This is a genomic window from Aureimonas sp. AU20, assembly GCF_001442755.1.
Classification (GTDB): domain Bacteria; phylum Pseudomonadota; class Alphaproteobacteria; order Rhizobiales; family Rhizobiaceae; genus Aureimonas.
Genome location: NZ_CP006367.1, coordinates 19,172 through 39,367, shown reverse-complemented (window position 1 = coordinate 39,367; position 20,196 = coordinate 19,172). Strand labels below are relative to the sequence as shown.

Sequence of the window (20,196 nt, the reverse complement as noted above, 5' to 3'; positions counted from 1 at the left end):
GGCCACGTCGAGTGGGTCGAACCGGGATGGACGCGTGACACGACCGCATATCAAGATCTGCGGACTGAAGACCGAGGCCGATATCGACACCGTGCTGGGGCGCGGCGGCGCGGAGATCGGCTTCATCCATTTCGCCCCCAGCCCGCGCCATCTGGAGTTGGAGGCGATGATGCGCCTTCGTGCCCATGTAGTGGGCCGGGCGGCGGTCACCGTCGTCACCGTGAATGCCGACGACGAGACGCTGACGCGCATCGCCAGCCGCCTGCGGCCCGACACGCTGCAACTGCACGGCTCCGAGTCGCCCGCCCGTGTCGCCGAAATCGCGGCGCTGACCGGGCTTCCCGTCATGAAGGCGATCTCCGTCTCGACGCGCGAGGATCTGGAGGCGGTCGCCCGCTTTCGCCCCGTGGCCGACCGCATCCTGCTCGACGCCAAGCGGCCCAAGGGCTCGGTTCTTCCCGGCGGCAACGGCGTGTCCTTCGACTGGGACCTGCTCGACGCGCTGGGCGAGGATCGCCGCTTTCTTCTTTCGGGCGGCATCAATCCGACGAATGTCGGGGAAGCCATGCGCCGCGTGCGCCCGCAGGGGCTCGACGTTTCCTCCGGCGTGGAAAGCGCGCCGGGCCAGAAGGACGCCGGCCTCATCCACCATCTATTCGACGCGCTCGACGCCGCTTCGGCGGCCGATGCGCCCGACGCTTCCTCCAGCCTTGAGCGACGCTTCGCATGACCGAGATCCCGATCCCCAACTCCTTCAAGCTCGGCCCGAACGAGGAAGGTCTCTTCGGCCTGTTCGGCGGGCGCTTCGTCGCCGAAACGCTGATGCCGATCATTCTGGATCTGGAAGCGGCCTATAAGGCGGCCAAGACCGACGAGGGCTTCCTCGCCGAGCTCGCCGACCTGCAGACACACTATACCGGCCGTCCGAGCCCGCTCTATTTCGCCGAGCGGCTGACGCGCGAGTTCGGCGGCGCCCGCGTTTACTTCAAGCGCGAGGAGCTGAACCACACCGGCTCCCACAAGATCAACAATTGCCTCGGGCAGATCCTGCTCGCGCGGCGCATGGGCAAGACGCGCATCATCGCCGAGACCGGCGCCGGCCAGCATGGCGTGGCGACGGCGACCGTCTGCGCCCGCTTCGGCATGCCCTGCGTCGTCTTCATGGGTGCGACCGATGTGGAGCGCCAGAAGCCCAACGTCTTCCGCATGAAGCTTCTCGGCGCCGAGGTTCGGGCGGTGACGGCCGGCGCCGGTACGCTGAAGGATGCGATGAACGAGGCACTGCGCGACTGGGTGACCAATGTCGAGGACACCTATTACCTGATCGGCACCGCCGCCGGGCCGCATCCCTATCCCGCTATGGTGCGTGACTTCCAGCAGATCATCGGCGACGAGACGCGGCGCCAGATGCTGGAAGAGACCGGCGCGCTGCCGGACGCGGTGGTCGCCTGCGTCGGCGGCGGCTCCAACGCCATCGGCATGTTCCGCGCCTTCCTGGACGATCCCTCCGTCGCCATCTTCGGCGCGGAAGCCGGCGGCCACGGGCTGGAGGTCGAAAACGGCCACGCCGCCTCCATGAGCGGCGGGCGCCCCGGCGTCCTCCATGGCAACCGCACCTATCTCCTGCAGGACGAGCACGGGCAGATCCTGGAAGGCCATTCCATCTCGGCCGGTCTCGACTATCCCGGCGTCGGCCCGGAGCACGCGTGGCTGCGCGACACCGGCCGCGTGTCCTACGTGCCGGTGACGGACAGGGAAGCGGTGGACGCGTTCCACCTCTGCACCCGTCTGGAGGGCATCATTCCGGCGCTGGAATCGGCCCATGGCCTCGCCCATGTCGCCAAACTCGCGCCCACCATGCGCCCCGACCAGTCCATCGTCCTCTGCCTGTCGGGCCGGGGCGATAAGGATGTGCACACGATCGCCAAGTCCATGGGGCTGGAGATCTAGGAACCCATGAGCGCCGTCACCCAGGAGCGATATCGGCCCCGGCGCATCCGGTCGCTCGGCCGGACGATCGCGAACGAGACGGCGCTCAAGCTCTACGGGATCGAGGTCGAGGGCGCCGCTCTGGACCCGGTCTCGATCGAGCGGGCGAAAGACGTTCTGGCAGCCCATGCGCCCGGCCCGGGGCATGCGGGTTTCGCCATTCTGCATCGGGGCGAGGAGGCTGTCTGGCTGCTGCTCCACTGGTGGATGGCGGGCGGTATCCTGGCGGAGCGCCTGTGGCGCGCGCCGTTGGGCTCGGCGAAAGCCGGGTTCGAGCCGGTGGATCGGCCGCTCATGGCCTGCGTCTGGGAACTCGTGCCGATCGCCTTCGAGCGCGACGCCTATGTGGCGACGGTGATGAACGGGGGCACCGAGGTGGATTATCTGTCTCGGGATCTGGCGGAAGGGTGGTACTGAGATGCAGGCGATCTCGATCGACGTGACATGCCCGGACCCGGCGACGGCGCACGAGATCGCCGATGCGTTGCTGGGTCAGAATCTGGCGGCCTGCTGCCGGATCGGCGCGCCGATCGAGAGCCGCTTCCACTGGAACGGCGCGATCGAGCGGTCGGTGGAAGTGCCGCTGGCGATCAAGACGCGGGCCGAACTCTTCGACCGCGTGGCGGACGTGGTGCGCGAGCTGCACCCCTACGAGATGCCGGCGATTCTCGGAACGCCGCTTCGCGCGGACGCCGCCACCTTGAGATGGATCGCGGACGCCTGTATCGCATCCCCTTGACGAATATTGGATGACGAACCGGGCGCGAGGCTTTCCCATGACGACACGCATCGAGACGCGCTTTGCCGCCCTGCAGGCCGAGGGCCGGCCCGCGCTCGTGACCTTCATCATGGCGGGGGACCCGGATGGCGATACGACCCTGGCGGTGCTGAAAGCCCTGCCGGCGGCGGGCGCCGACCTCATCGAACTCGGCATGCCCTTTTCCGACCCGATGGCGGATGGCCCGGCCATCCAGCGCGCCGGGCTGCGCGCGCTGCAAGGCGGCGAGACGCTGGGGCGCACGCTGGAGACGGTCCGCGCCTTCCGCGAGGGCGACGCAGCGACGCCGATCATCCTCATGGGCTATTTCAACCCGGTCTATATCTACGGCGTCGAGCGCTTCGTGGCGGATGCCAAGGCCGCCGGGGTCGACGGGCTGATCGTGGTGGACCTGCCGCCGGAGATGGACGACGAACTCTGCCTTCCCGCCGTCCGGGGCGGGCTCAACTTCGTGCGCCTCGCCACGCCCACCACCGACGAGAAGCGCCTTCCCGCCGTTTTGAAGAACACGTCAGGCTTCGTCTACTACGTCTCGATCAACGGCATCACCGGCTCCGCCGCGCCGGACGCCTCGGCCGTCTCGGCTGCGGTGCAGCGCATCAAGGGTCAGACGAGCCTTCCGGTCTGCGTCGGCTTCGGCGTGCGCACGGCCGAGCAGGCCCGCGCCATCGGCCGTCATGCCGACGGCGTCGTGGTCGGCTCCGCGCTCGTCGCGGCCTTGGAGGCGGCGGTCGAGGGTGGCACGCCCGCCATGGTGGAGGCCGTGACCTCGCTGGTGCGTGAACTCGCCGACGGCCTGTCCGAGTGCAAGCTTGCGGCGGCCTGAGCCAGCCGCCATCTCAGCCTTTCCAGCCCTTCTCCGGGCCGCATGACTTTCGAGGGATCGTCCCGATGAACTGGATCACCAACTACGTCCGCCCCAAGCTCACCAGCCTTCTCGGCCAGCCCTCGCGCGAGGTGCCGGAGAATCTCTGGATCAAGTGCCCGGAAACGGGCGAGATGGTGTTCCACAAGGATCTGGAGGCGAACCAGTTCGTCATCCCGTCCTCCAACGTCCATATGAAGATCGGGGCGCGGGACCGGCTGACGCATTTCTTCGACAATGGCGTCTTCGAGGAGATCGCCCTGGAGAAGGTGCCGCTCGATCCGCTGAAGTTCCGCGATTCGAAGCGCTACACGGACCGGCTGAAGGAATACAAGGCCAAGACGGGCCTCGAGGACTCCGTGCTGGTGGCCGCCGGCGAGATCGAGACGCTGCCGGTCGTCGCCGCCGTGCAGGACTTCGCCTTCATGGGCGGCTCGCTCGGCATGGCGGCGGGCGAGGCGATCGTCACCGCCGCCGAGACGGCGGTGGACCGCAAGCGCCCCCTCGTCCTCTTCGCCGGCTCGGGCGGCGCGCGCATGCAGGAGGGCATCCTGTCGCTCATGCAGTTGCCGCGCACCACGGTGGCGGTGGACATGGTGAAGGACGCCGGCCTCCCCTATATCGTCATCCTCACCAATCCGACGACCGGCGGCGTCACCGCCTCCTACGCCATGCTGGGCGACGTGCACATCGCCGAGCCCGGCGCGGTGATCGGCTTTGCCGGCGCGCGCGTGATCGAGCAGACGATCCGCGAGAAGCTGCCCGAGGGCTTCCAGCGCTCGGAATATCTGATGGAACACGGCATGGTGGACATGGTGGTCCACCGGCACGAGCTGAAGGGAACGATCGCCCGGCTCCTCAAGGTGCTGACCAAGACGCCCGTCGCGCTTCTGCCCCCGCCCCCGGAGGCGGGCGGCGAGGCTACTGCCGCGCTCGAATCGGCCTGAGAGACAGAGCGCCCGTGACATCCGCCCCCAGCCTTGCCGATCGGGAGATCGGCAAGCTTCTCGAGCTTCATCCCAAGGGCTTCGACCTGAAGCTCGACCGGATCGTCCGGCTGCTCGCCGATCTCGGCGCGCCGCAGGACAGGCTCGCGCCCGTGATCCACATTGCCGGCACGAACGGCAAGGGCTCCACCACCGCCTTCTGCCGCGCGATCCTGGAGGCGGCGGGCAAGGCCGCTCATGTCCACACCTCGCCCCATCTCGTCGACTGGCACGAGCGCTACCGGATCGGCCGGGCCGGCGGGCGCGGCGAACTCGTTTCCGACGAGGCGCTGGCGGAGGCGATCCGGCGGGTCGCGAGCGCCAACGCGGACAGGCCCATCACCGTCTTCGAGCTTCTGACGGCGGTCACTTTCCTGCTTTTTTCCGAGAACCCGGCCGACGCGGTTCTTCTGGAAGTCGGCCTCGGCGGGCGCTTCGACGCGACCAACGTGATCGAGAAGCCGGCGGTCAGCGTGGTCACCTCCATCTCGCTCGACCACCAGAGCTTTCTTGGCGACACGGTGGAACAGATCGCGGCCGAGAAGGCCGGCATCTTCAAGCGCGGCGCGCCCGTGGTGATTGGCCCGCAGACCAGCACGGGCGCGCTCGACGTCCTGTGCACACAGGCCCAGCGCACCGGCGCGCCCGTTCATGTCTACGGGCAGGATTTCCTCGCCTACGAGGAGCATGGGCGCCTCGTGTTTCAGGACGAGCGCGGCCTTCTCGACCTGCCGATGCCGCGCCTGGCCGGCCGGCATCAGATCGGCAATGCCGCTACTGCCATCGCGGCGCTGCGCGCGGCGGGCTTCGACCCCTCGCAGGCGGCGATCGAGGCGGGGCTGACGCGGGTGGAATGGCCGGGTCGGCTGCAGCGCGTCACTTCGGGGCGCCTGTTCGAGCTCTGCGTGCCGGGCTCGGAACTTTGGCTCGACGGCGGCCATAATCCGGGCGCGGGAACGGTGGTGGCCGAGGCGCTGGCCGATATGGAAGACCGCGTGCAGCGGCCCCTCTTCCTCATCACCGGTATGCTCAACACCAAGGAGCCGGTCGGCTTCTTCGAGGCCTTCGCCGGCATGGCGCGGCATGTCTTCACCGTGCCGATCCGCTCGTCCGACAGCGGCCTATCGGCCGACGAGCTGGCCGACGCGGCGAGCGAGGCGGGCCTCGAGGCCGAGCCCTGCGACAGTGTGGAAGAGGCGATCCGGCTGGTGTCCACCGGCTGGCAGTCGAGCCCCGCGCCGCGCTTCATCGTCTGCGGCTCGCTTTATCTCGTCGGCGAGGTCCTGCGCGAAAGCGGCCTCGCGCCGCGCTGAGCGGCCTGCTTGCCACCCAGAAAAGCGCACGAAAAAGCCCGCGCCGGAGCGCGGGCTTTTTTTCATTCGGGCGTCTGCCTTGGATCAGGCGGCGACGTTGGAATTGATCCAGGCGACGAGCTTGGATTTGGGCGCCGCGCCGACCTGGACCGAGGCCTGCTCGCCGTTCTTGAAGAGCATGAGCGTCGGGATCGAGCGCACGCCGAACTGGGCGGCGAGGTCCGGGTTCTCGTCGATATTCACTTTCACGATGTCGACGGCGCCCATCTCTTCGGAAATCTCTTCCAAGGCCGGGGCGATCATCTTGCAGGGGCCGCACCACTCCGCCCAGAAGTCCACCACCACGGGCTTGGCGTTCTGGAGGACGTCGGACTGGAAGTTGCTGTTGTCGGTCTTCTTCGTGGCCATGTGTCGGCTCCGGTGAGACGCCGGGGCTCAAGCGCGCCCGGCATGGGAGAGAAAGAGCGCGACTCGGCAACGGGCCGGCGCGTTCGGTGCACCATAGGTAGATGGCCGGAGGCCCGGCTTCAAGCGCGCGCCGGCCTCAGCCCCGGGCCTCGCCCCCTTCCGCCCGCTTGGCGCGCGCGGCCAGCGCCCGGTCCAGCGCCTCGGCCGGGATTTCCACCAGCGCCGGCCCTTCGGTGTAGAGCAGCGCGGCGCGGATTTCCGCCTGCGGGTACAAGGGCTTCAACAGTTCGCGATAGAGCGCGAGCTGAAGCACGTAGGGCGGGGGAACCTCCTCCGGCCGATCGGTGAACACTCTGTTCGTCTTATAGTCGAGGATGCGAACCACCCCGTCTTCAACGCGCAGCCGGTCGATCGAGCCGTTCACGACATAGGAATGGCCGCCCAGCTCCAGCCGGCCGGAGACCGAGACTTCCGCCCGGCTTCCGTCCGCGAAATAGGCGGCGAAGCGCGGGTCTTTCAGGAGGCCGCAGGTCTTGGCCAGCACCGCCTCCCGCTCCTCCTCCGGCAGGAAGGCGCCCGCCGCGCCCAGAAACAGTCGCGCGCGCTCTTCCCGGTCCTCGCTCGCGATGTCGGGCAGGATCTGCAGAAGCTTGTGGACCAGCGTGCCGCGCCGGATCGCAAGGCCCGGCTCGCGCCCTCCGCCCAGAACCGGCGAAAGCGCGTCGGGGCCGAGATCCGCTGCCGCCTCGCGCGGCCGGATGTCGAGTTCCTCCAGCGTCTCGATGCGATGCGCGCCGCCGGCTGTGGAAGGGGCAAGCGGGCGGGGCGGGGGCGGCTCGGGCGGGAGGGGGGAGAGGTCGATGGCGCGGGAGCGGGGCTGCGCGGGCGCCTGCGCAGCCGGTGCCAGCCTTTCGCCCTGCGGATCGCCGCCGAGCCGCAGCGCCATCCGCTCGCCGGTCTCGGGGTCCTTGATCTCGCGCGCATGGGGGCCGAGCGCGGCCTCCACGCGCTGCAGCCAGGAGGCGTCGTCCGGCCCGCGTGTGCCCGACAGGCCGCAGACCACCAGCCGGTCGGCCGCGCGCGTCATGCCGACATAGAGAAGCCGGCGATATTCGTCCTCGGCCCGGGCCCGCTCGCCTTCCTGAAGCGCACGTACCACGTCGTTGCGCAGCGCCGATTCCGGGCACCAGAGAAAGCCCGGCGGCTGGCCGGGGGGCAGGCCCGGCATGTCGGTCCATTCCAGAAGCTTGGCGCCGTGGCTGTGGCTGAACGGGGCCGAGCCGGGGTCCACCAGAAACACGACCGGCGCTTCCAGCCCCTTGGAGGCGTGGGTCGTCATGATGCGCACCTCGCCGCGCCCGCCCTCGGTCTCCCGCTTGATCTCGGGCGGCGAGGCTTCGAGATCGGACAGGAAGGCGTCGAGCCCACCGCGCCCGGCCGATTCTTCGGCCAGCGCCAGGTCGAGAAACGCGTCCACCACGTCTCCGGCATCGCGCCCGAGCCGGGCCACCAGCGCCGCGCGCCCGCCCTCGGGGCCGAGAATGCGGGCGAAGAAGGTGAAGACCGTCTCGAAGCCGGCGCGCCGGCGCAGCTCCTCCAGTCGCTTGAAGGCTGCGCTCGCCTTGACCAGCAGCGCCTCGCGCGCCGGGCCTTTGACGAAGTCCGGCAAGCGCTTTTCCGCGCCCCGGAAGGTCAGAAAGCGTAGCGCGAGATAAAGCGGCTCAGCGCGCCTTTCCGTCGATCGCGAGAGCGCCAGCGCCATCAGGTCGTCGTCGGTGAAGCCGAAGAGCGGGCTCTTCAGAACGGCGGCGAGCGACAGCTCGTCCTCCGCATTGGAGACGATGCGCCCAAGCGCCACGAGGTCGGACACGGCGATATGGTCGGTGATCGTCAGCCGGTCGGCACCGGCCACGGGAATGGCGGCCTCGCGCAGCGCCGCGCCCATGGCGCCGACGAAGCCGGAGCGCTTGCGCACGAGAACCAGAACGTCGCCCGGCCCGATCGGCCGCCGCTCGCCCTTCACGCTGATGGGCTGGCCGATCCAGTCGCGGATCGTGCCGGCGATGCGGCGCGCGAGCCGGTTGGCGGGCGAGGCTTCGGGCTCATGGTCGATCGGATCGAGCCAGTCGTCGGACACGGCGCGGACGGTCGGCACGACCGCCGGCCAGACCTCGATCAGCCCCGGCTCCGCGCCGCGCGCCGAGACATGCACCGGCGGCTCGCCGCCGAAGGTGAGCCCGCGCCGGTCGGCCGGCTCGGCGAAGACCTGGTCCACGGCGTTGAGCACGTCCGCCACCGAGCGGAAGGAGCGGTGCAACTCGACCCGCTCGAAGGGCAGGCCGGCGGCTTCCGCCAGGCGCTGGAGGTTCAGCCGCTCGTTGGTGAACATGGCGGGCGAGGCGCCCTGAAAGGAATAGATCGACTGCTTCTCGTCGCCCACCGCGAAGATCGTGCGCGGCATCTGGCGCGCGGCGCCGCCGGCGAAGAACTCCTCGACCAGCTGGCGCACCACCTCCCACTGGCGCGGGCTCGTGTCCTGCGCCTCGTCCACCAGCACATGGTCGATGCCCTGGTCGAGCTTGAAATGCACCCAGCTCGACGCTTCCGCCCGCAGGAGGAGGTCGGCCGTGCGAACGATCAGGTCTTCGAAATCGAGCCGCCCCCGCTTGCGCTTCAGGGCGCCGTAGTCGCCCTCCAGCTTTTCGGCGATGGCGAGCGCGGCGCGGCTGGCGCGAAAGAGACGCAGCGTGGCGAGCCGCTCGCAGGCGGCGTCCACATAGTCCGCCGCCTCTTCCAGCCGATCCGCGAAGTCGGCAAACGTGTCGGCCACCGCCTTGGTGGCAACGGAGGAGGGCTTGTAGCGCCCGCCATCCTTCTTCTGCACGAGCTCGCGCAGCGCCTCGAAGCGGCGCAGGGGCGTCTCGGCCGCCTCGAAGGCGTTGAGCTTTTCCAGAAGCTTGGCGTCGGTCGCCTTATTGGAGCGCCCGGCCGCTTCCGCCAGCGCCTCGCGAAAACTCTCCTCCAGGCCCGGCGGGTCGATCGCGCCGGCGAGGATCGACGCCTCGTCGTCGCCTTCCTTGAGGCCCAGCGCCTTGCGCAGCACCGGCACCGCGCCCTCCAGCCCGCCCACGGCGTCGAGATGGCGGCGGATGCGGTCGCGCTTGGAGACGATCTCGCCGAGCAGCGCGTCGAGCCCCCATTCGCCCGCCAGGGTCAGCGCGTCGGCAAAGGCCAACGTCAGGGCGGCGCGCTCGGGGTCGGCGGGATCGTCCGTGGAGCCGGCCACGAACATGCGCCGCGCCTCGGCCAGGAGCAGGGCGCTCTCGGTCTCGTCCATCACCTCGAAATGGCCGGGAATGTTGGCCTCGATCGGAAACTGGTGGAGGATCGCCTCGCAGAATGCGTGGATCGTCTGGATCTTCAAGCCGCCCGGCGTTTCCAGCGCGCAGGCGAAGAGCCGGCGCGCCTTTGCGATCCGCTCGCGCGACGGGCGCTTGCGCTCCAGCGCCTCCAGCGCGCGGGCCAGCGCTTCCTCCTCCATCGTGGTCCAGGCGGCGAGGCGCGCGAAGACGCGGGTCTGCATCTCGGCGGCGGCGGCCTTGGTGTAGGTCAGGCATAGGATGCGCGAGGGCTCGGCGCCCGACAGCAGCAGGCGCACCACGCGCTCGGTGAGCACATGCGTCTTGCCCGAGCCGGCATTGGCCGCCACGAACACGGAGCGGGACGGGTCGGAGGCGATGCGCTGCGGGTCCTCGGCGCTTTGCACGACGATGTTCATGGCGCCTCTCCTTCCTCGGCCGTGCCGGCGACCGACCATTCCTTCGCCCGCGCCAGATGGTCGTAAGGCCCCGACGTGTCCCCCGCCAGGAAGGGCCGGGCGCGCGAGGGGTAGGTCTTGTCGGCCGAGCGATAGGCCGCGATCAGCCGGCGGAGGCTAGCGAGCGCGGCGGTGGCGAGATCGTCGCCCGACTGGGGCTCGCCCGTGCGCCCGCCCGAATGCGCCAGGCGCTCCTCGTAGAACTCCCGCTCGCGCAGGCGCACGTAAAGAAGATCGGCCACCGAGGAGACCGGCCCCAGCGCCTCGAAGGCGCCGAGCCGCGCCATCGCCGCTTCCAGCGGCAATTGCGGCGCGAGCAGCGTGCGCGCCTGCTTCACCGAAGGGTTCGTGCCGGTCTTGTAGTCGACGATCTCGATGCGCCCGTCCTGCAACCGGTCGATCCGGTCGGCATAACCGGTGAGGGTAAAGTCGAGATCGGGGAAGGCGTGCTCGCCGCGAATCTCGGTGAGGCTCGTCTCGATGGCGGGTGCGCGCTCGCGCTCCCATTCGATCATGTTGCGCGCCAGCGTTTCCATGCGCGGCCACCAGATCGCCTCGATCTCCGCCGGCAGCTTCTCCCGCTCGAACTCCTCGCGCGCGATCGCGAGAAGTTGGGCTTCCGCGTCTTCGGCCGCCGGGTCGAGGCCTTCGGCCACGAAGCGATGCAGAATGGCGTGGTAGAGATTGCCGCGCTCCGGGGCGCCGGGGGCGCGCAGCATCTCGGGCAGCGGGTCGAGCTTCAACACGCGCCGGGCATAGACGGCATAGGGATCGCGTACCCAGGTCTCGACCTCGGTGACGGAGGCGCGGCGCGGGCGCACCTCCAGCGGCGGGCAGGGCTCGGGCCGGCGGGTGGGCGCTTGCGGCTCCACCGCGCCGAGCGCCCGCGCATGATCGAGATAGACCCGGCCGCGTTCTAGCAGCGCCTTTTCGCCTTCCTTGCCGGCCAGCGTCAGGATGCGTTGCAGCCAGCGCGAGCGGATCGTGGGCGAGCCGCCCGAGCGATGCGAGCGGGCCATGACGACGCGCGGGTTGCCGAGCGCCATCCAGAGATCGTGCGCGGCAAGGCCGATGCGGCGCTCGGGCGGGTCGAGCGCAATCTCAGTGCGCATGACGCGCGAAAGAAAAGCGTCGGAGCGCGCCGCGCGCGGCCAGACGCCTTCGTTGAGACCGCCCAGAATCATCACGTCCACATTCTGCAGGCGTGCTTCCAGCGCACCCCAGACGAAGACCCGCTGCGACAGGCCACCGCGCGGCTGCACGGTGACGTCGCTCATCAGCGCGCGTACCACATCGGGCAGCTCTTCCGGGCGAAAGCTGAAGCCCGTCTCGGGGGCCGAAACGAGCGAGCGCAGGAAGTCGCGCAGCCCGATGCCGGCTTCCTCGGCATAAAGCGGGTTCGGCCTGCCCTCCTCGTCGCGCGACAGCGCTTCCAGAACGCGGGTGAGGCAGAGCGCGTAGTCGCCGACCTCGCCTTCGCCGTCTCCCCGAAGGCCCGCCAGCGGCTGCAACGCCTCTTCCAGCCGGGCGCAGAGGATCGCCGCCTTGTCGCGGTCGTCCTGGCCGAGCAGGCGCACGGGGCGAGGCGCGCGCCCGTCCTCGGCCTCGGCTTCCGCGCGGCGGCGCGCGAAGAGCGCGGCCAGCGACGCGCCGTCGGCGACGCCCGTGCCGCCGCGCAGGGCGATGAGCTCGACCACGCGCGCGGCGTCGCGCGCCTCGGCTGCGGGAAAGCCGAGGCGCAGCAGCGGGTGCTTGAGCAGCGACAGGAGGGCCACCGGATCGCCCGGCTCCATCGCGACGGTGAGCGCAAGCTGCGTGAACGTGCCCGGCGGCGTCGCCCAGAGCGGGCGGCCGGCGGAATCGTTGGCGAGAATGCCGAAGCGCTCCAACTCGGCCTCGACGCGGCGGGCGAGATTGCGGTCCGGCGTCGTGAGCGCCACCTTGGCGGCGGGGTCCGACAAGGCGTCGCGCATGGCGACGGCGATGGCCAGCGCCTCCTCGCGCTCGTCCGCCGCCTCGATCAGCTCCAGCCCGTCCAGCGCCGCCGTGCCGTGCCGCTCGGCCTGGGCGGCCCAGAGATCGGTGGTCTCGGCCGGGCGCAGCGCGTCCGACAGGAAGCGCTCGCGCGCCAGCAGCGGATCGCCCTCGGCCGGGGTGATGGAGTGAACGAGATCGCGGCCGATCAGGATGCCGGTCAGGATGCGCCGCATGGCGTGCTGGGGGTGGCCGGGCGCGGCGATGGAGCGCTTGGCGTCGATCGCCTGGAAGCTTTCCTCGTCGAGATGGCAGTCGATGCCGGGGAGCACCAGCGCGCCGGCGGGAAGCTGGGCCACGGCCTGAAGAAAGCGCACGGTGGAGGGGGCGGTGGCCGTGGTGCCGGCGACGATCAGCGGCGCGCCCGGCCGGGCCCGGCGCAGCCGCTCGGCTTCGGCGTCGAACCAGCGCACGCGCGCCGCCGCGCGGTCCTGCAGCCCGCGCTCGGCGAGGATCGCCGGCCATTGCTCGGTCAGGATCTGCAGGAAGGTCAGCGTCAGCTGCCACCATTCGGCCAGCCGGTCGGGCGCCAGCTGCGCAAGATTGGCAAGGCCCGCCTCCTCGTTCACCGCCTCGTCCAGAAAGGCGCAGAGATCGCTCGCGAGATAAAGCGCGTCGGCGCTGGAGGCGGGCAGAATCAACTCCTCGCCGGCCAGGAGGCGCAGCGCCTGCTGGTTGATGCTTTCCTTCCAGATGCGCACGAGGCGCGCCAGTAGCAGGCGGCGCTCCAACACGTTCATCTCGGCGATCAATTCGGCGCCCGGACCCTCCTCGAACAGCGCGCTCGGATCGTCCGCGTCGCCAAGCGGGCGGATGCGCGGCAGGATGGCTGCCGCCCCGCCCAGCCTTCGCGTGAACTCCTCGGCCAGCGCGCGCACGGCGCGGCGCGTCGGCACGAGGATCGTCAGCCCCGCCAGCGCCAGCGGATCGTCGGCGAAGCGATGGTCCGGCAGAAAGAGCCCCGAGAGGACCCCCTCGGCCAGCGTGGGCAGGAAGGGCAGGCCCGGCGAGATGGAAAAGACGTTGGGACGCATGACGTTAAGTCTAAAGCATTTCCAGGCGAAGCGGATACGCTTTGCCGTGGGATAATGCGAAGATCAAAAACCTGGAGCGCTTCCGGTGAATGCATATTCACAGGAAATGCTCCAGGCGCCCCCGACGCCGAGACCAAGGCCGCAGGACCGCCTATCCCATCCGCCGCAGGGCCTGTCATGAGAACTCTGTCTCATAAGCCGGCTAATGCGCCCGGCCTCAGCCGTGCTGGACGCGCGTCGCGCTGGCCGCGAAGGCGGCCTCGGCGTCGTGGATCGCCTGCGGCGTGCCGACCGTGAGCCACAGCCCGTCCAGCCGGCCGCCGAACAGGCGCCCTTCGTCGATCGCGCTGTCGAAGACGCGGTTCAGCGAGAAGACCTCTTCGGGCAACTCGCGAAACAGGTCCGGCTTCAGGATACCGGCGCCGGCATAGATGAAGGGGCTCATATCGCGCTCGGCCACGCGGCGCAGCCGACCTTCGCGGTCCATGGTGAAATCGCCCCGGCCCTCATAGCCCGTCGCCTGCCGCATCTCGGCGATGAGCAGCAGCATGTCCGCCTCGGCCGGGTTCCAGAGATCGGCCAGTAGATCGAGATTGTCGCGGTAGCCGTCGATCCAGAACGTGTCGGAATTGATGAGGTAGAAGGGATCGTCGCCCAGAAGCGGCAGGGCGCGCACGATGCCGCCGCCCGATTCGAGAAGTCGGTCGCTCTCGTCGGAGATGACGACCTCGATGTCCCGCCGCTTGCGCAGGTGCGCGCGCAGAAGCTCGGCCATGTAATGAACGTTCACCACCACGCGCTCCACGCCGTTGCGCGCGAGCGCGTCGAGCCCGTAGTCGATCAGCGCCTTGTCGTTGATCTCGACCAGGGGCTTCGGAATCATCGAAGTGATCGGCCGCATCCGCTTGCCGAGGCCCGCCGCCAGGATCATCGCCGTCTTGGGTTTGGGCGCGCGGCGGGGCGGGCGGGCGTGAAGCGGCGTCGGGGCAAGGGGCTGGAGCGTCATAAGTCCTGCGGTCGGGTAATAGGTTCGTCGTCGAGAAGAGCCCACGCGCGGTAGAGGCCGGCCAGATCGCTCAAGACCGGATGCGCGAGGCTGCGCTGAAGATACGATTGAATACGCGGAATGTGACGGAGGTATTGCGGCTTGCCGTCCCGGCGCAACAAGCGGACGAAGATGCCGAGAATCTTGGTGGCGCGCTGCGCCGCCATGATCGCATAGGCCTCCTCGAAGGCGGCCCGGCGGAAGCCGGTTCCGTCCGTTTCCCTGAGGCTCATGTAGTGATCGGCCAGCCGCCTTTCCAGATCGGCCGACATGTCCACCCGCGCGTCCTGCGCCAGCGAGGCGACGTCGTAGGCCGAGGGGCCGATCATGGCGTCCTGAAAATCGAGGAAGGCGACGCGGCGATGGCCGGTCTCGCCCGGCCGCCAGATCAGGTTGGGCCATTGCAGGTCGCGAAGTACGAGCGCGGGCTCGGCCTCTTCCAGCCGATCGAACAGTGCGCCCCAGGCGGCATCGAACTGCGCCCGCTCGGCCTCGCTCGCCGGCGCGCCGCGCCTGTGCGGCCAGTACCAGTCGAGAAGCAGGCTCACCTCGATCGACAGCGCGCCCCGGTCGAAGGGCGGCACGCTATGAACCGGCCCTTCGCGGGTCGGCAGGTCGCGGCGCGGGGGCCGCGCATGGAAATGCGCGAGCGCCGCCATGGCCGCCTCGTAGCGCTCCGGGATCGGGCGTCCCTCGGCGTCGAGCACCGTTTCGCGCCCGAGATCGGGCATCAGCACGAAGCCGGAATCGAGATCGGCGTGGAGAATGGTCGGGGCTCCGAGCCCCGCCGCCTCCAGGGCCTCGGCGATCGCGACGAAGGGCAGGACGGTTTCCGCCGTGTGGGCGATGCGGGCATAGGGCAGGCCGTCGCGGACGGGAGGGCCGAGCACGAGCGCGGGCGAATCCATCAGAATGAGCGGTGGGGCGCCCTCGGCGGCGACGGTCTCGTAGCGCCGAGCCGAAGCGTCGCCCTGAAACGGCAGCCGGAGCGCATCGGGGAAGCCGGCTTCCCTCAGGAAAGCACGCGCCCCCAAGGTGCGGGCGATGCGCCGCGCAGCGTCCACCGTTGCCGTGAGCCGCGCTCGCCGGCCGCCGCCGCTCGCATCCGTCAGTTCCAGGCGGAGCGTCGCGGCGCGGAGCGTCGCCGGGGCGCGCTCGGGCCATTCCACCAGCACGAGGCCGGTCTCGGCCGCCTCGTCGAAGCCGAGTTCATCAAGCTCTTCCTCGTCGCCGAGGCGGTAGAGGTCGAAATGCGTGACTTTGGGAACGGTCTCGTAGATCTGCGCCAGCGTGTAGGTGGGGGAGGGGACCTCCAACTCAGGGTCGCCGCTCAGTGCGCGTATGAAGGCGCGGGCGAAATGCGTTTTGCCCGCGCCAAGATCCCCCGAAAGGGCGACCACGTCGCCCCGCCCGAGCACCAGCGCGAGGTCGGCCGCCAGACGCGCCGTCGCCGCCTCGTCGGGCAGGTGGAGGTCGAAATCGGCGTCCGGGGTCTGCGGCGGAAAGGGCACGGCGCTCATTCGGCGGCGAGATCCCGCTCCTGCCGCATGAGGGGGAAGCGGCAGGTGACGACCGCGCCGCCCTTCGGACCGGAGGCGACCGACACGTCGCCCCCATGCAACTCGACGAAGCTCTTCACGATCGATAGGCCGAGGCCCGCGCCGGACTGCCGGCCGCCGGCCGGATCGGTCTCGAACCGTTCGAAGACGCGCTCGACATTGGCGGGCGAGATGCCCGGCCCCTCGTCGGCCACGGCGAAGAACAGGCTGTCGCCCCGCCGGCGCGCCGAAAGCTGGATGGCCGAGCCCTGCGGCGCGAAATTGGCCGCGTTGGACAGGAGGTTGAACAGAACCTGGGTGACGCGGTGCCCGTCGGCGCGAAAGCTCGTGCCGGCCTGGGCGATGTCGATGTCGAGGCGGATCTCGTTGTCGCGCAGACGCTCGCGCACCGCTTCCGCCGCATGGTCCACGGTATAGGCGATGTCGACCTCGCCGAGGTCGAGATCCATGATGCCGGCGTCGATCGTGGCAAGATCCAGAATGTCGTTGACGATGGTCAGAAGCGTCGAGGTCGAGGTGCCGATATAGTCGAGATATTCGCTCTGGCGCGTGTTGAGCGGCCCGGTCTCGGGCGAGCGCAGGAGCGCGGAGAAGCCGATGATATTGGTGAGCGGCGAGCGAAGCTCGTAGTTCACGTGCTGGACGAAGTCGCTCTTTAGGCGGGCAGCGTGTTCCAGCGCCTCGTTGCGCTCGCGCAGCATCCGCTCGGCCTGGCGCGCGTCGGTGATGTCGGAGAAGGTCAGCATTGTCTGCCCGTTGGGCAGCGGCACGATGCCATAGGCCTGAACCCGGCCATCGGAAAGCTCGAACTCGCCCCCTTGCGCCTCGCGCGGCGCCTCGTCGAAGGCGGTGACGGCATGGGAGAAGCCCGCCCAGCTCGCCTGCGGCTCCGACCCGTCCGCCGGGCGGCGGATCGAGACCGTGGCGGTGCCGGCGAAGGCGCGGATATGGGGCTTGGCCGCCAGGAACTCGTCCGACAGGCCCCAGAGCTCGGCGAAGATCGGGTTGGACAGACGCAGCCGCCCGTCCTGGCCGAACACGGCGACGCCCTCGCGCAGATAGTCGAGCGTCTCGCCCTGCAGGCGCACCAGCGCGTTGAGGCGCGATTCCAGCTGAAGCTTTTCGGTGAGGTCCTCGAACACCCAGCTGGCGCCCCCCGAGGGCTCGGGGCTGGTGAAGACGCGCAAGGTGCGCCCGTCGGTCAGGTGCCAGAGCGCGTCGGTTGGCTCGGTGGCGCGGTGCGCGGCTTGGATTTCGACCTTCACGTCGCGCAGCGGCCGGTCGTCCGGCAGGACCCCGCGCGAGCGCAGATGGTCGAGAATCGAGACGAGGTCGGGCGCCTTGTCGAGATAGGCCGCCGACAGGCCGAAGAGCTTGGCGAAGGCGGCGTTGTGATAGGCGAGCTGCGTCTTGTCGTCGAAACGCGCCACGGCCGTGGTGAGATGATCCAGCGTCTCGGAATGCGAGCGCACGGTTTCGCGCAGCTCGCGCCGCACGCTCTCGGTCTCGGAAATGTCAATCGCGACGCCTGCCGAGCCGAAGGGGCCGGCGGCGTCCACCACAAGGAAATTGCGCCGGTCGGCGTCCACCACGGCGCTCAGCCGGTTCTGGAAACGGCTGTTCTGGGCGCGCGCGGCGATGATCTGCGCCCGGTCCTGCTCGTTCAGGAACTCGGTCTGCGCGTCCACCGCCGAAATGACGCCAGGCGCGTCCACGGCCTTGGCATAGGCGTCGTTCACCCAGACGAGGCGCTCGTCCTCGCCCCGCAGCCACATGGGCAGCGGCGCGGCGTCGAACAGCGCCTGCATGGTCTCGATCATGCCGTTGGCGCGGTTCTGCTCCAGGCGCAGCGTCGCGATCTCCTCGCGCAGGCCCGACAGCGGCGTGAAGCGCACCACGGCCAGGGCGCCGGCGGTGCGGCCGACGATCTCCAGCACGTGGCCGCCGGCGCTCTCCACTTCCATGCGGAAGCCTTCGGCGCGGTTGCGCAGCTGCGACAGGGCGCGGGTCAGTTCGCGCGCCTCGTCGGGCGTCATCCAGCCTTCGAAGTCGAGAAAGGCGGCGGTCTCGGGCGGCGCGCCGAAGCGCTTGGGCAGCGTGCCGACAAGATCGGGCGCGCCGGGGCCGCTGAACACCAGAAGCCGCTGATTGTCCTCGGCGAGCAGCGTCCCGCGCCGGTCGGCCTCGTTCAGCGCGTCGGCGAGATCGGCGCGCAGGCGCTTGTTCTCTTCCGCGGTCGCGGCCTGTTGGCGGATCAGCCAGACGGCGGCGATCATCGCCGCGCCGATGGTAAGCCCGATCAGGGCGAGATTCAGAACCGTTTCCGGCCGCATCGGGCCGCCAGCGTCCTGCGCCTGTGCGCCGGTGACGCTGATCGCGGCCAGAAGCACGGGCGCGCCGCACAGCATGGTGCCGCGACGCAGCACCCGGCCGACGGCACGAAGCGGGCGGGGCAGGCGATGGCCGCGAAGCTGCGGCGCGAGGCGAAGAAGAGCGTCGGCGGCGCTCCGGGCGCCAAGGCGCATGCCATGCGGCGCGCCCGTCTCCCGCTCGCCAGCCCGAACTCGCCCGTCCGCGCGGAGGGCTCCAAGGCCGAGCTTTTGCACGAAGCGGGCCGCCGGACCCGCTTTCATCGTCGATGTCTTGTGTATCATCCCCCGTCCTTCTCCGCCGCCTTTCGAGAAAAGACAGTTGTCCCCGTACCGCCGCCCCGCTCCCCAACCGAGCGACGATTCGTAAAACTTAAACGGTGGATAACCTCAGAGAAAGCGCGAGAACGGCACAGATGTTAAAAAAGAAATGCGCCGGAGGCCTTGCCTCCGGCGCATCGCTGCGCCAGGCGGCGCCGCGTCGTGGCTACGGATCAGTAGCGGTAGTGCTCAGGCTTGAACGGACCTTGCGGCGTCACGCCGATATAGGAGGCCTGCTCTTCCGACAGGGTCGAGAGCTTGGCGCCCAGGCGACCGAGATGCAGGCGGGCAACCTTCTCGTCCAGGTGCTTGGGCAGGACATAGACCTTGTTCTCGTACTGCCCGCCCTTGGTGAACAGCTCGATCTGCGCCAGCGTCTGGTTGGTGAACGAGGCCGACATGACGAAGGACGGGTGGCCCGTCGCATTGCCGAGGTTGAGGAGACGCCCTTCGGAGAGGAGCAGCATGCGCCGTCCGTCCGGGAAGGTGATCATGTCGACCTGCGGCTTGATGTTGGTCCAGGTCAGGTTGCGCAGGGCGGCGACCTGAATCTCGTTGTCGAAATGGCCGATATTGCCAAGGATGCACATGTCCTTGAGCTTGCGCATCGTGTCCAGCGTCACGACGTCCTTGTTGCCCGTCGTGGTGATGACGATGTCGGCGGTCGGGGCCGCTTCCTCCAGCGTCACGACCTCGAACCCGTCCATCGCCGCCTGAAGCGCGCAGATCGGATCGACCTCCGTCACCTTGACGCGGGCGCCCGCGCCGACCAGCGAAGCCGCCGAGCCCTTGCCGACGTCGCCATAGCCGCAGACCACGGCGACCTTGCCGGCCATCATCACGTCCGTGGCGCGGCGGATGCCGTCCACCAATGATTCCTTACAGCCGTACTTGTTGTCGAACTTCGACTTGGTGACGCTGTCGTTCACGTTGATGGCGGGGAAGGGCAGGAGGCCCTTCTTCTGCAACTGGTACAGGCGGTTGACGCCCGTGGTCGTCTCCTCGGTCACGCCCTTGATGGCGTCGCGCTGGCGCGCGAAGAAGCCGGGCGAGAGCGACATGCGCTTCTTGATCTGGCGGAAGAGGATTTCCTCTTCCTCGGAGCCGGGGTTGGACAGGACGTCCTCGCCCGCTTCGGCCCGCGCGCCGAGCAGGATGTACATCGTCGCGTCGCCGCCATCGTCCAGGATCATGTTGGCGGGCTGGCCGTCCGTCCACTGGAAGAGGCGGTCGGTGTAGTCCCAATATTCGTCCAGCGTCTCGCCCTTCACGGCGAAGACCGGCGTGCCGGTGGCGGCGATGGCGGCGGCCGCGTGGTCCTGCGTCGAGAAGATGTTGCAGGAGGCCCAGCGCACCTTGGCGCCCAGCGCCTGCAGCGTCTCGATCAGGACGGCGGTCTGGATCGTCATGTGCAGCGACCCGGCGATCCGCGCGCCGGTCAGCGGCTTGTCAGTGCCGAATTCCTCGCGGCAGCTCATCAGGCCGGGCATTTCGGTTTCGGCGATGTCGAGTTCCTTACGGCCCCAGTCGGCCAGCGAAAGGTCCTTCACGACGTAATCGGCTGCTGCGCTCATGCCACGTTCTCCTTGGGCTGCGGATGGGGCGCGGTCTAGGTTCGAGCGCCCGCTCGCAAAACATCGGGCTGCGGCAAAGCACGGCCCAGGGCTCGCCAGGGCTT

General features: G+C 69.3%; 14 protein-coding genes. 7 read left to right on the top strand and 7 right to left on the bottom strand.

The genetic code is table 11. The features are described from left to right. The first annotated feature begins 34 nt into the window (after window positions 1-34). The 7 genes from M673_RS00160 (at window position 35) to M673_RS00130 (ending at window position 5,931) form a co-directional block, all read left to right on the top strand. On the top strand, window positions 35-730 hold the full coding sequence (locus tag M673_RS00160; protein ID WP_061972682.1) for a phosphoribosylanthranilate isomerase: 696 nt from the start codon (window positions 35-37) through the stop codon (window positions 728-730). Beyond that, a complete protein-coding gene (gene trpB, locus M673_RS00155) occupies window positions 727-1,950 on the top strand; it encodes a tryptophan synthase subunit beta (protein ID WP_061972680.1) in 1,224 nt (407 codons plus the stop codon). Before M673_RS00160 ends, trpB begins: the two co-directional genes overlap by 4 nt. 6 nt (window positions 1,951-1,956) lie before the next feature. After that, entirely contained in the window at window positions 1,957-2,406 is a 450-nt protein-coding gene (locus M673_RS00150) for a hypothetical protein (protein WP_061972678.1), read from the top strand. A gap of 1 nt (window position 2,407) precedes the next feature. Then, window positions 2,408-2,728, top strand: a complete 321-nt coding sequence (cutA, locus tag M673_RS00145) for a divalent-cation tolerance protein CutA (RefSeq protein ID WP_061972676.1) — start codon at window positions 2,408-2,410, stop codon at window positions 2,726-2,728. Between the two features lie 37 nt (window positions 2,729-2,765). Further along, window positions 2,766-3,593, top strand: a complete 828-nt coding sequence (gene trpA, locus M673_RS00140) for a tryptophan synthase subunit alpha (RefSeq protein WP_061977472.1) — start codon at window positions 2,766-2,768, stop codon at window positions 3,591-3,593. 65 nt (window positions 3,594-3,658) lie between these two features. Beyond that, a complete protein-coding gene (accD, locus tag M673_RS00135; protein WP_061972674.1) occupies window positions 3,659-4,579 on the top strand; it encodes an acetyl-CoA carboxylase, carboxyltransferase subunit beta in 921 nt (306 codons plus the stop codon). A gap of 14 nt (window positions 4,580-4,593) precedes the next feature. Continuing rightward, window positions 4,594-5,931: a bifunctional folylpolyglutamate synthase/dihydrofolate synthase gene (locus M673_RS00130; protein ID WP_061972673.1), complete on the top strand. Its 1,338-nt coding sequence runs from the start codon at window positions 4,594-4,596 to the stop codon at window positions 5,929-5,931. Window positions 5,932-6,015: 84 nt separating this feature from the next. Here the strand turns inward: M673_RS00130 and trxA are convergent, their stop codons facing one another. The 7 genes from trxA to ahcY form a co-directional block, all read right to left on the bottom strand. After that, entirely contained in the window at window positions 6,016-6,339 is a 324-nt protein-coding gene (trxA, locus tag M673_RS00125; protein ID WP_061972671.1) for a thioredoxin, read from the bottom strand. 136 nt (window positions 6,340-6,475) lie between these two features. Further along, window positions 6,476-10,117 (bottom strand): double-strand break repair helicase AddA, encoded by a 3,642-nt coding sequence (gene addA, locus M673_RS00120; protein ID WP_061972670.1) that lies wholly within the window; start codon window positions 10,115-10,117, stop codon window positions 6,476-6,478. Beyond that, window positions 10,114-13,224, bottom strand: coding sequence for a double-strand break repair protein AddB (gene addB / locus M673_RS00115; protein ID WP_061972668.1), 3,111 nt, complete (start codon window positions 13,222-13,224; stop codon window positions 10,114-10,116). The genes addA and addB overlap by 4 nt, the downstream gene beginning before the upstream one ends. Window positions 13,225-13,441: 217 nt before the next feature. Then, entirely contained in the window at window positions 13,442-14,230 is a 789-nt protein-coding gene (locus tag M673_RS00110) for a nucleotidyltransferase family protein (RefSeq protein ID WP_061972666.1), read from the bottom strand. Next, entirely contained in the window at window positions 14,227-15,789 is a 1,563-nt protein-coding gene (gene tsaE / locus M673_RS00105; RefSeq protein WP_061972665.1) for a tRNA (adenosine(37)-N6)-threonylcarbamoyltransferase complex ATPase subunit type 1 TsaE, read from the bottom strand. Before tsaE ends, M673_RS00110 begins: the two co-directional genes overlap by 4 nt. Further along, window positions 15,786-18,482, bottom strand: a complete 2,697-nt coding sequence (locus M673_RS00100) for a sensor histidine kinase (RefSeq protein ID WP_244510304.1) — start codon at window positions 18,480-18,482, stop codon at window positions 15,786-15,788. Before M673_RS00100 ends, tsaE begins: the two co-directional genes overlap by 4 nt. 209 nt (window positions 18,483-18,691) lie before the next feature. Beyond that, complete coding sequence (gene ahcY / locus M673_RS00095; RefSeq protein WP_061972663.1) at window positions 18,692-20,092, bottom strand: adenosylhomocysteinase; 1,401 nt, start codon at window positions 20,090-20,092, stop codon at window positions 18,692-18,694. Window positions 20,093-20,196: the final 104 nt, after the last annotated feature.

What these genes read in the sequence shown, in the direction of transcription:
- M673_RS00150 (WP_061972678.1), top strand. Translation starts at nt 1,957, where the DNA reads ATGAGCGCCGTCACCCAGGAGCGATATCGGCCCCGGCGCATCCGGTCG.
- M673_RS00110 (WP_061972666.1), bottom strand. Translation starts at nt 14,230, where the DNA reads ATGACGCTCCAGCCCCTTGCCCCGACGCCGCTTCACGCCCGCCCGCCC.
- trpA (WP_061977472.1), top strand. Translation starts at nt 2,766, where the DNA reads ATGACGACACGCATCGAGACGCGCTTTGCCGCCCTGCAGGCCGAGGGC.
- trxA (WP_061972671.1), bottom strand. Translation starts at nt 6,339, where the DNA reads ATGGCCACGAAGAAGACCGACAACAGCAACTTCCAGTCCGACGTCCTC.
- addB (WP_061972668.1), bottom strand. Translation starts at nt 13,224, where the DNA reads ATGCGTCCCAACGTCTTTTCCATCTCGCCGGGCCTGCCCTTCCTGCCC.
- trpB (WP_061972680.1), top strand. Translation starts at nt 727, where the DNA reads ATGACCGAGATCCCGATCCCCAACTCCTTCAAGCTCGGCCCGAACGAG.
- tsaE (WP_061972665.1), bottom strand. Translation starts at nt 15,789, where the DNA reads ATGAGCGCCGTGCCCTTTCCGCCGCAGACCCCGGACGCCGATTTCGAC.
- ahcY (WP_061972663.1), bottom strand. Translation starts at nt 20,092, where the DNA reads ATGAGCGCAGCAGCCGATTACGTCGTGAAGGACCTTTCGCTGGCCGAC.
- cutA (WP_061972676.1), top strand. Translation starts at nt 2,408, where the DNA reads ATGCAGGCGATCTCGATCGACGTGACATGCCCGGACCCGGCGACGGCG.
- accD (WP_061972674.1), top strand. Translation starts at nt 3,659, where the DNA reads ATGAACTGGATCACCAACTACGTCCGCCCCAAGCTCACCAGCCTTCTC.
- M673_RS00100 (WP_244510304.1), bottom strand. Translation starts at nt 18,482, where the DNA reads ATGATACACAAGACATCGACGATGAAAGCGGGTCCGGCGGCCCGCTTC.
- addA (WP_061972670.1), bottom strand. Translation starts at nt 10,117, where the DNA reads ATGAACATCGTCGTGCAAAGCGCCGAGGACCCGCAGCGCATCGCCTCC.